This window comes from Paracoccus sp. IB05 (genome assembly GCF_016405985.1).
GTDB lineage: Bacteria > Pseudomonadota > Alphaproteobacteria > Rhodobacterales > Rhodobacteraceae > Pseudogemmobacter.
In genome coordinates this window covers 59,910-68,295 of record NZ_JAEFCF010000029.1, presented here as the reverse complement: position 1 = coordinate 68,295, position 8,386 = coordinate 59,910, and the positions used below count along the sequence as shown (strand labels likewise).

Below are 8,386 nucleotides of genomic sequence, written 5' to 3'. Positions count from 1 at the left end.
GGTCTGTCAGGGGAAAGGGGAACTCCGGACATAACCGGATTTGCTCAACAAAGCCGGCGGGGCACCTTCCGAAAGGGCGCGAGATTGCACCGGGCACGGTGCGACGGGCAACGGATGACCTATTGCCGCATGGCCGAGGTGATGTTGATCGAGCGCCAGCGCGTCGACCTTGCCGCCTATGACCTTCACGCGCTCCGCTATCGCGGGGTGATGGAACTGGCATGGGCTGGCTGCGATGACGATGAAATCATGTCCTATTCCGGCCATGCCACCAAGGCGATGGCCCGCAAATACACAGGCGAGGCCCGGCAGATCATACGGGCACGTCAGGCGAAGGAGAAACGGCAATGAACAGAACAGAGCCGAAACACGAACGTGATAACCGGAGTGATAACTGCTTGACGACCGATCTGAAAAAACCTAATGAAGCCAAGGCTCCGGCGGGTTGGCGGAGAGGTTACGCAGCGGATTGCAAATCCGTGAAGACCGGTTCGATTCCGGTACCCGCCTCCATCATTTTCAATGACTTAAGGCGGGTAACGGCCTCGAGCGTTGAAAGTTTGAAACAACCGTTGAAACTTTCACGTTCCGGACTTGTTCCGTTCTGCGCGGTTCCGGGCCTCCTGAGCGCGGGTCGCCAGCTCCCGCTGGCGCACCATCCCCCCATACTTTTTCAGCATCTCGACACCCGAATGACCTGTCACGGCCTTCACCATCTCGTCATCACAGCCGGCCAGATAAAGCTCGATCGTCGCGTTCTTTCTCAGGCCGTGGGTCACATATGATTTCGCGTCCGGGTGTTGCATCGACTGCCTGACGGCAAGCATTTCATCCGTGATCACGCGGTAGTTCGCAGGACGCCCCTTCGCACCGCAGACCACCGTAAGGCCTTCTTTCGGGACCGTTTCCAGATGGTGCCGAAGCCGGTCGGTCATGGGGATCCACATGGGCTTGTCCGTTTTGCCCTGAGTGAAGTCGAATGCGTCCTCGGTGAAATGGTTCCAGCGGAACTTGAGCACATCACCGATGCGCTGGCCGGTGCCAACGCAGAGCTCATACACCAGACGGGCACGGGGCGGAGCCACAGCTTCGAACTCGGCCCGCATGTCATCAGGCCACGGCTCCCAGCCATCCCCGGGCTGCTTGAACAGCGGGATGCCATGGGCGGGATTGCCGTGCTCCTTTTTGATGAACCCAATAAGTTTGGCGTGGTTCAGCAGAACGACCAGGACCTGCACCAGATAATTTGCCTGGCGCCACCGATCCCGGTTGGCCTGATGCAGGGCATAGATGTGGTGGGTCTCGATCTTCTGAGGATCCTTATCGCCCCAGATCTGCCGGATATGCTCGATGTATTTCCGATAGTCAGATTTGGTGCGCGGTTTCAGCTTCGTCCAGGCGTCACTTTCGAAATAGCTCAGGGCAAGACCTTCGAAGGTCCGCTTGGAAGGAATTTTCACCTGCCCCTTCAGAAGCCGGTTGTAATGATCCCAGAACTCCTCTGTCCCGAATTCCTCGGGCATCATAACCGACTGACCGCGCGCCCGGCGGATGAATCGGAGGTAGCCCCGGTCCTCATAGACATACTTGGGAAGTCCCCGTTTGGTCATTTGCGCCCCATTCTCATATTGGGAACATCGAACTCGTCAGAGCTGCCCTCATCCCCCATGCTCGCGTTCACCCGAACGCTGCCGTCAGGCTGCAAGTCGATATTGACCTGACGCCATCCCGCAGCACGGCCCTCCCTCAGAAAGGCCATCGCGGTATTTTTTGCTTCGACTTGCGGACGGAGGGCCATGATGTTTTCCGTTTCGGTGTGCGGGCGAAGCAGTCATTTCAAACGCTTCGCCGGTATCTTGTGTTCATTTGGAACTATTGTCGGTCGTAGTGCCGAAAATCCAAAGTCGCCGAATCAGGTTTTCCACATAAAAGCATCACTCCGGATCAGGCTGACCGAAGAACACTTCCCATTCCTCATCGAGGATATCGGCCGCCAGATCTTCGTGGATACGTTCCAGAGACAGCAGTTCAAACGCGCGGGTGCGGTAGGCTTCGGCCGTCTTCTCGGAACGCTGGCCACAAGCCCGCATCGCCAATTCGACGCCACGCGCCCCCATCCGGCCGAAACTGTCGTGCAGATGCGTGCGGGCGGCATGGTTGCCGGTGCCGAGAATCTGCTGCCACATGTAGCTGACGAAACGGTCATGCGGTTCGCCATCGTAGTGGTTCACGAACAGCGCACGCTGATCGGCAAAGCATTTTGCGCGCAGATCATGAAGGTGCTCCGGTGCTGCGCCCTGCAGGATCATCTGGTCAATGAACCAGCCGAACACCGGGAGCACAGGCGCAGAGAACGGCCGCCTCGTTTTCTGGATGATCAGGTTGAAGCGATAGCCCTCGCCATCCCAGAGGATGTCCCGACCGAAATGCAGGAAGGTGTCCGCCACGCGGAACGGAAACGGACAGAAAAGCGTGATCGCAACCGCTCCGTTGCGCAGCCGTTGCGACGACCGACCATTCCGGGTTACTGCCGCCTCCCCAAGCATGTCGAGCGCCATGCCGAAGATGCCGGAATAGTCCGGCAGAGCAAGCACCTTTGCCTCCTTCTGCGGCTCGGCATGAAGGGACCGGCTCTCGTTGAAGCGGATCCGCTCGGCGAAATGCTCAAGAACAGCCTCGTCAGCACCGATATATCGCGCGAAGTCCCTGACCTGCCTGACAGCGGACAGAATGGTCTTCTTCGACAGCGGCTTTTCGCGGCGGAACAACGAGCGCTCATAGGCCGACGCGGTCTCAACCGTGATTTGGACCTCGAGGTCGGCATCCAGTGCCGCCTTGGCGAGCTCGCAAACCTTGGTGCGCGTCGTCATGACCATCGACGGCACCGGCACCGTGTCGTGGGCGCCGGGGAGGCCATCAGCCATATCCCGAAGCGCATCCTGCATCGGCTGAGGCAGCTGTTCCGGGAAAACAGAAAACTGGCGCGCCCTCTGGGGATAGGGTTTGCGCGTCTTGGCGCCGGTCAGGGCAACGATCGCAATGTCCAGCTCGCGCAGCAAGGGATGCCCCTCGAAAAGAACCCACAACGCCTTGCGGGCCATGCGCATGTGGTGTTCGGCCCACCCCATCAGGATGCCTTGCAGCACATCATTGCCGGGCTGTTCATCGAAGGCCTCGGCGGCGATGCCCTGAAAAAGCGCATCCAGTTTGGTAAGCTCCGCTACCGTGATTTCCTTGTTGAGAACACGCTCGGTCAGATCATCAACCTTGAGGACCCCGTTCCAATGAGGCTGCGCCGCAATCCGCGCGATCTTTTCGTCCCGGATTTCCATCCTATTCATCTTCCGGCTCATCAAGAAATCCTCCCAGCCTCGTCACCTCTTCCTGCACCTTCCTCATCTCGGCCTCCTCATCGATCCAGGCGTAATGCGCGCGCACCGTTTCCGGCGTATTGCAAAGCAAACGCGCCGCCTGCGAGTATTCCCCCGGATGATCGCGCAAATAGAGCGAAGCCAGACCGTGGCGGAAGTTGTGCGGGTTCATCGGGATGCCAAGATGCCGGCTATGGGCCTGCAGCCATTCGCGCAGCGAAGCATCGTCAATGAGTTCGCCATTGTAGCCGGGAAACAGATAGTTTGAGCGATCGGCCCAGGGCACACGCGGCCGGATCTCATCGAGATACCAGGCAATGATCTCAAGCGCCCTGGTCGGGCCGTCCGAGATATGCGCCTTGATCGGCTTGCGGTTCTTCACATCCTGTGCCTGAATCAGGATGTGGGCGCGCTGCCTGGCTCCGTGCGGCAAAACGAGAGAGGGATCGGCGCCCTTATGCCGCAGGCTCTGCATGTTTCCGATCCGCAACGGGACGCCCCAGAGCGCAATTGCCGAAAATGCCGCCAGCATGCCAAGCTGAACGATGCGGTTTTCACTGAAAGAACGAGGCGATGATTGTGAAATCATGGAAATAGCCTGTTCTCGGAATCGAATGTGAAGAGATTTGAACATCATTTCAGAGCTTCGATTTCGCAGAAGGCGCGAGCAGAAGTTGCGGGTATCCAAAGGCATGGTATTTGCCTCGGCGCGCCCATTCTTCATGTTGGGGTTGGTGTCGAGTGCCTTCTTCATGAAGCTGACATCTTTGCCACAACCCGCTGCGAGCAACATTATACAGCTGACATAGGAGCGCTTTGAGCGGTCGGAAATTTTATATCCCCTCCTGTCCTCACGGATCCATTGGCGCATAACCTCAATAAAGACCGGCTTTTCGAAAGCATCTGCAATATTCGGGCAGTCGGGCGAAAGAACGCCGCACTGCAAAGCAGTGGCGATATACTTTCTAGATGCTGCCCGGTAGCTATTGAAGGTTGCCACCGCTCTCCCTCCGACGAACTCGTTGGATATCTCATCCAACTCTCCGCTGCAGCGCGCATCGACAAGGGCAATCAGCTGTTGATCGAGGTGTGCGGGAAGCGCGGTGATCCCAGCCCTGCGAATAACGGCAGGATCTGGCAGAGGCTGCGCACCAAGCAACATGTCAAGCCTTTCAGACTCGCCACGCGCTTTCTCCAGCAAGCGGATTGCGTTGGAAATTGCACGACGTCGTCCAGTGTTAATATCGTCGGTAATGCGAATAATCCAATCTCGGCTCAAATCCTTCGGCTCAAGTCCATTGCGGCGCGCTTCGTCAGCAAGCAGGCTGATTGCAATGATTCCCATATACTTGCCGGGACGGATCCTGACCCACTCCTCCGAGACGGCGGACCAGACATCGTTCTGTGCCTGCCTGTCCGTAGCGCGGACGAAATCCCCCATGAGATGTTTGAGGATGGAGATCATCTTTTTCCGCCACGCCCTATATGCTGCGTAACTTTTGAAATGCTCTGCGGGAAGTTTCTTCTTCGGGAAGCGGGCACAGAAAGCAGTCGGATCCGCCGAGATGTCGGAAAGACCGTTTGCATTATAGATCACCGGGCACCTCGCGATCTGTGCCATATAATCCACTTTGGTCCTTTCAGAGAGACGGTCAGAGGACGCAATACACTCGCGCGCGTCCTCCATCGTATTCTCATGGTCAGGCGAATTATCAGAAGGTTGATTGGTCATGTTCGTTATTTCCATATCTGCACGTTGTTTTATTTGAAATGACGAACTCCCGCCCTGTTTACGGCCCCGAAAGCTTCCGGGTGTTCGTCATATTTTTCGTCGTTTTCAGCTGTGTTCGTTGTTGCGTTATGCGCCCCTCCGAAGTTCGGATTTCGTATTCTTCAGGATCAAACCCATTGGCCCCAAAGGACCACGCCGGCGCACGAGCCAGGGCTCGGGCGCTGAGCGGTTGATCCATGAGTGAATGTGAAGCGGCAGATATCTGCGGACACGCGAACCAAGGTCGACGTGTTCGGGAAGATTCCATTTGGGATCGAGAGTATTGCCAGCCCTGCGGATCGTATGGCTGGTCACATTGACCAACTCCGCGACATGATCGACAGTGAGCAGCGGCCTTTTCATGACCGCCACCATCGCAATCGGGACCTGATCGATCCCCCACATCCGACGCCAAAGATCGACCAGATCAACACGATCGCCGGGAAGCACCCGGCATTGGATCTTTTCGATATATGTCATGACGACAGGAGCGGACGCCGCCAGGTGGCGGTTCAGATCACTGCGCGTGACCGGGTGCGTGGTCGCATATATCGATGCATTGTGTCCCATTGACGATTCTATAGGTTCCGGATTTTCGGATGCCCAAGTTTTTTTCACTTTTGACGAATTTTATTTTTTCGTGCAAAACAACTCATGGTTTTCAATGGGATAGGATTGATGCGCTCGGGCCTGAAAATTGGAGAAGCAGCCGATTTTTCGGAAATACTTTTTCCCAGGCATCTTGATCTGCGGGTTTGCCCCTGCGCCATCGCGTGCGAAATGCGCTACTCGTGAGTGTAAAATCGGGCTGATTGCGGGTCGCAATTCAAGCGTTGGGAACGCTTGCAGGATGCGGACGTATCGGGCATCAGAAACAAGAACCTGTTCCCACCCGGTGAGGCCATGGCCCGCAAGCCCGCCCTTTCAGCTGAAACCCTTGCCGCCCTCGGCGCCGAAAAGCTTGCCGCCCTTGTTCTGGATGAGACGCAGAGCAATCCCGGGTTCAAACGGCGGGTCAACGCGGCTTTGGCCGGACAATCAGGTCCTGACGCCATCGCAAAACTGATCGACCGCCGGCTTGCCGGGCTTGAACGCGCCCGCAGCTTTGTCGATTTGGATAAGGAGCGCGCCTTTCGCGATGACCTTCAGGGGCTGTGCGACAGCATCGCGAAGGAGCTGCTGCCCGCCGGTCCGGCGCTCGCCGCCGTGCGGCTTCTGCGGTTCATCGCCACGCATGAACAGGTGTTCCAGCGCATCGACGATTCCTCGGGTCGGATTCAGGATGTCTATTGGCAGGCCATCGAGGCCATGGCTCCAGCCGCCGAGGGGATGCCGACTGGCGTGCGGGAGGCGTTGCCCGAGGCGATCATGGCGGTGCTTGGCGAGACGGACCACGGCTATCTCAAGCCCGTGGCTGAACGCGTGATCCTGCATATGCCGTCTGAGGCACTTCTGACCTGGGATGCCGACCTCGCCGCCCGTATCACCGAGCGCGATGCCGTCGAGGCCGGACAGCGCGCCTCGGGGCGTTGGTTTCCTTCGATGACCGGCGAATGGCGCGAGATCCGTCAGGTGATCGCTGCGGCGACAGACGATCTCGACCAGGTCATCGCGCTGGAGCGAGAAAAGCCAGAGCAAAGCCAGGACAGTCTCACCATTGCTGCAAAGCTGCTGGAGGCGGGTCGCGCCGAAGAGGCGCTGATCTGGGTGCGCCGCGCGGCCCCGACAACACGCCGTGCGCATGATGATTTCGACGTCGAGGACGAGGGAGCGGAGGCGGAGCACGACCCCGCCATCCTTCAGGCCAGCCTTGAGGCCCGCATTCTCGCCGCCCTCGGGCGCAAACCCGAGGCCAGCCAACTGCTCTGGGCCCGTTTCACCGAGACGCTTTCACCGCGCCTCCTGCGCGAACACCTCAAAACCCTGCCGGATTTCGAGGATATCGAGGCCGAGGAACGCGCCATGGCGCTGACCATGCACCATCCCGAACCCATGGGCGCGCTGCACTTCTTCCTTGCCTGGCCACGCCGCGATCTGGCGGCAAGGCTGATTGTCACGCGGCACGAGGCCTGGGACGGGCGCGACTGGTATACGCTGCCGGATATTGCCGATCAGCTGCAGCACGAGCATCCGCTGGCCGCAACGATCCTCTACCGCGCGCTTCTCGACGACATTCTGGCCAGGGCGCGGTCGAAGGCCTATCCGCATGGGGCGAAACACCTTGAACGGCTTGCCCTTCTGGCCCGGGATGCGGATGCCGATCCTGCCCGGCCAGCGGTATTTCCCCTGCATGAAGAATACCGCGAGACTCTGCGGGCCACGCATGGTCGCAAAAGCGGCTTCTGGACCCTGACCGGCGATAAGCCCGCCGCCAAACCGCCCGAGCCGTTTCGCGCCGGGCGCCATCCGATCTGGGTCGTGGAAAAGTGACGCTCCCGGTCGCCCCTCAACCTGCGCGAACGGCCTGGTCCTCTGTCCTAAGTTCCTGCAGCCGGGTGGGGTCCCGCGCCAGCAGACGCAGAGCCGTGTCGATGGCCTTACTGACCAGTATGTCGCCCGTTTCGTATTTCTGGAACGCGTTTGGTCCACCGCCGATGATCGTTCCGGCCTCGCGCTGCGTGATCCGCAGCCTTTTGCGGATACTCTTCACCTCGGCCGGGTTCAGCAAGCCGGCCGCCTCGGCCTTGAGACTGTTCATCACACGGTCCGAAACCTTCATGTCGGCAGGCTCGTGAAGCCCGTCATCCCCTGTCAGGTCGTCCGCAGCATACCAGCCCGGCATCATGACCTGCTTCGTCTGGCCCCGGAATGTCAGGGTGATCTCACGTTCTCCGCGTAGCAGTTCCTTGCCGTTGACGGGGTGCTTCCGGCTCTTTTCCCGCGCTGTCATTCCTGCTTCTCCTTGAAGGAGGTGAGGCTGAATTCGGCCACCACATCCTGAACGAACTTGATGTAAATCGTCACCGTCTCCACCTCGCTGTTCCATTCGATCTCCTGCTTCCCGTGATAGACATCCATCCAGACTGCGTGATTTGCGAACGTGGTCACGGACTTGTAGAAATCCTTGCGGGTGAGGTGCAGGACAACCTCCTCTATCTCCTTGCGGGTCATCCCGAGTTCCGCCGCCCCCATGAGGGCGGCACGGGTAACCAACATGGTCGAGGCTGCATCCTGAATGGATTTCAGATCGTAGGTTGGTTTCTTCTTTTCAGTCATATTGCACCACTATGGTGTAAAATCAAGC

The 8,386-nt window shown here is 58.6% G+C and carries 9 protein-coding genes and 1 tRNA gene; 3 read left to right on the top strand and 7 right to left on the bottom strand.

The window, feature by feature from the left end; all coding sequences use genetic code 11:
- Positions 1-114 precede the first annotated feature (114 nt).
- Both JC607_RS17610 and JC607_RS17605 read left to right on the top strand, forming a co-directional pair.
- Positions 115-351, top strand: a complete 237-nt coding sequence (locus JC607_RS17610; RefSeq protein ID WP_233092976.1) for a hypothetical protein — start codon at positions 115-117, stop codon at positions 349-351.
- 88 nt (positions 352-439) lie between these two features.
- Positions 440-513, top strand: a tRNA-Cys gene (locus tag JC607_RS17605).
- Between the two features lie 68 nt (positions 514-581).
- Here the strand turns inward: JC607_RS17605 and xerC are convergent.
- The 5 genes from xerC to JC607_RS17580 form a co-directional block, all read right to left on the bottom strand.
- Entirely contained in the window at positions 582-1,610 is a 1,029-nt protein-coding gene (xerC, locus tag JC607_RS17600) for a tyrosine recombinase XerC (RefSeq protein ID WP_198838201.1), read from the bottom strand.
- Positions 1,607-1,798 carry a hypothetical protein gene (locus JC607_RS17595; RefSeq protein WP_198838200.1) on the bottom strand — a complete coding sequence of 64 codons (192 nt, stop codon included), beginning with the start codon at positions 1,796-1,798 and terminating at the stop codon, positions 1,607-1,609. Before JC607_RS17595 ends, xerC begins: the two co-directional genes overlap by 4 nt.
- Positions 1,799-1,934: 136 nt before the next feature.
- Entirely contained in the window at positions 1,935-3,353 is a 1,419-nt protein-coding gene (locus JC607_RS17590; RefSeq protein WP_198838199.1) for a hypothetical protein, read from the bottom strand.
- Positions 3,334-5,103 (bottom strand): site-specific integrase, encoded by a 1,770-nt coding sequence (locus JC607_RS17585; protein ID WP_198838198.1) that lies wholly within the window; start codon positions 5,101-5,103, stop codon positions 3,334-3,336. The genes JC607_RS17590 and JC607_RS17585 overlap by 20 nt, the downstream gene beginning before the upstream one ends.
- A 126-nt stretch (positions 5,104-5,229) precedes the next feature.
- A complete protein-coding gene (locus tag JC607_RS17580; RefSeq protein ID WP_198838197.1) occupies positions 5,230-5,712 on the bottom strand; it encodes a hypothetical protein in 483 nt (160 codons plus the stop codon).
- Between the two features lie 333 nt (positions 5,713-6,045).
- On the opposite strand from JC607_RS17580, the gene JC607_RS17575 reads away from it, so the two are divergent.
- Complete coding sequence (locus tag JC607_RS17575; protein ID WP_198838196.1) at positions 6,046-7,572, top strand: DUF6880 family protein; 1,527 nt, start codon at positions 6,046-6,048, stop codon at positions 7,570-7,572.
- 16 nt (positions 7,573-7,588) lie between these two features.
- On the opposite strand, the gene JC607_RS17570 is transcribed toward JC607_RS17575, so the two are convergent.
- Positions 7,589-8,032 carry a type II toxin-antitoxin system MqsA family antitoxin gene (locus JC607_RS17570; RefSeq protein WP_198838195.1) on the bottom strand — a complete coding sequence of 148 codons (444 nt, stop codon included), beginning with the start codon at positions 8,030-8,032 and terminating at the stop codon, positions 7,589-7,591.
- A complete protein-coding gene (locus JC607_RS17565) occupies positions 8,029-8,358 on the bottom strand; it encodes a type II toxin-antitoxin system MqsR family toxin (protein WP_198838194.1) in 330 nt (109 codons plus the stop codon). Before JC607_RS17565 ends, JC607_RS17570 begins: the two co-directional genes overlap by 4 nt.
- Positions 8,359-8,386: the final 28 nt, after the last annotated feature.

Coding starts and splice junctions, on each gene's coding strand:
- JC607_RS17610 (WP_233092976.1), top strand. CDS start 115: ATGACCTATTGCCGCATGGCCGAGGTGATGTTGATCGAGCGCCAGCGC.
- xerC (WP_198838201.1), bottom strand. CDS start 1,610: ATGACCAAACGGGGACTTCCCAAGTATGTCTATGAGGACCGGGGCTAC.
- JC607_RS17595 (WP_198838200.1), bottom strand. CDS start 1,798: ATGGCCCTCCGTCCGCAAGTCGAAGCAAAAAATACCGCGATGGCCTTT.
- JC607_RS17590 (WP_198838199.1), bottom strand. CDS start 3,353: ATGAGCCGGAAGATGAATAGGATGGAAATCCGGGACGAAAAGATCGCG.
- JC607_RS17585 (WP_198838198.1), bottom strand. CDS start 5,103: ATGACCAATCAACCTTCTGATAATTCGCCTGACCATGAGAATACGATG.
- JC607_RS17580 (WP_198838197.1), bottom strand. CDS start 5,712: ATGGGACACAATGCATCGATATATGCGACCACGCACCCGGTCACGCGC.
- JC607_RS17575 (WP_198838196.1), top strand. CDS start 6,046: ATGGCCCGCAAGCCCGCCCTTTCAGCTGAAACCCTTGCCGCCCTCGGC.
- JC607_RS17570 (WP_198838195.1), bottom strand. CDS start 8,032: ATGACAGCGCGGGAAAAGAGCCGGAAGCACCCCGTCAACGGCAAGGAA.
- JC607_RS17565 (WP_198838194.1), bottom strand. CDS start 8,358: ATGACTGAAAAGAAGAAACCAACCTACGATCTGAAATCCATTCAGGAT.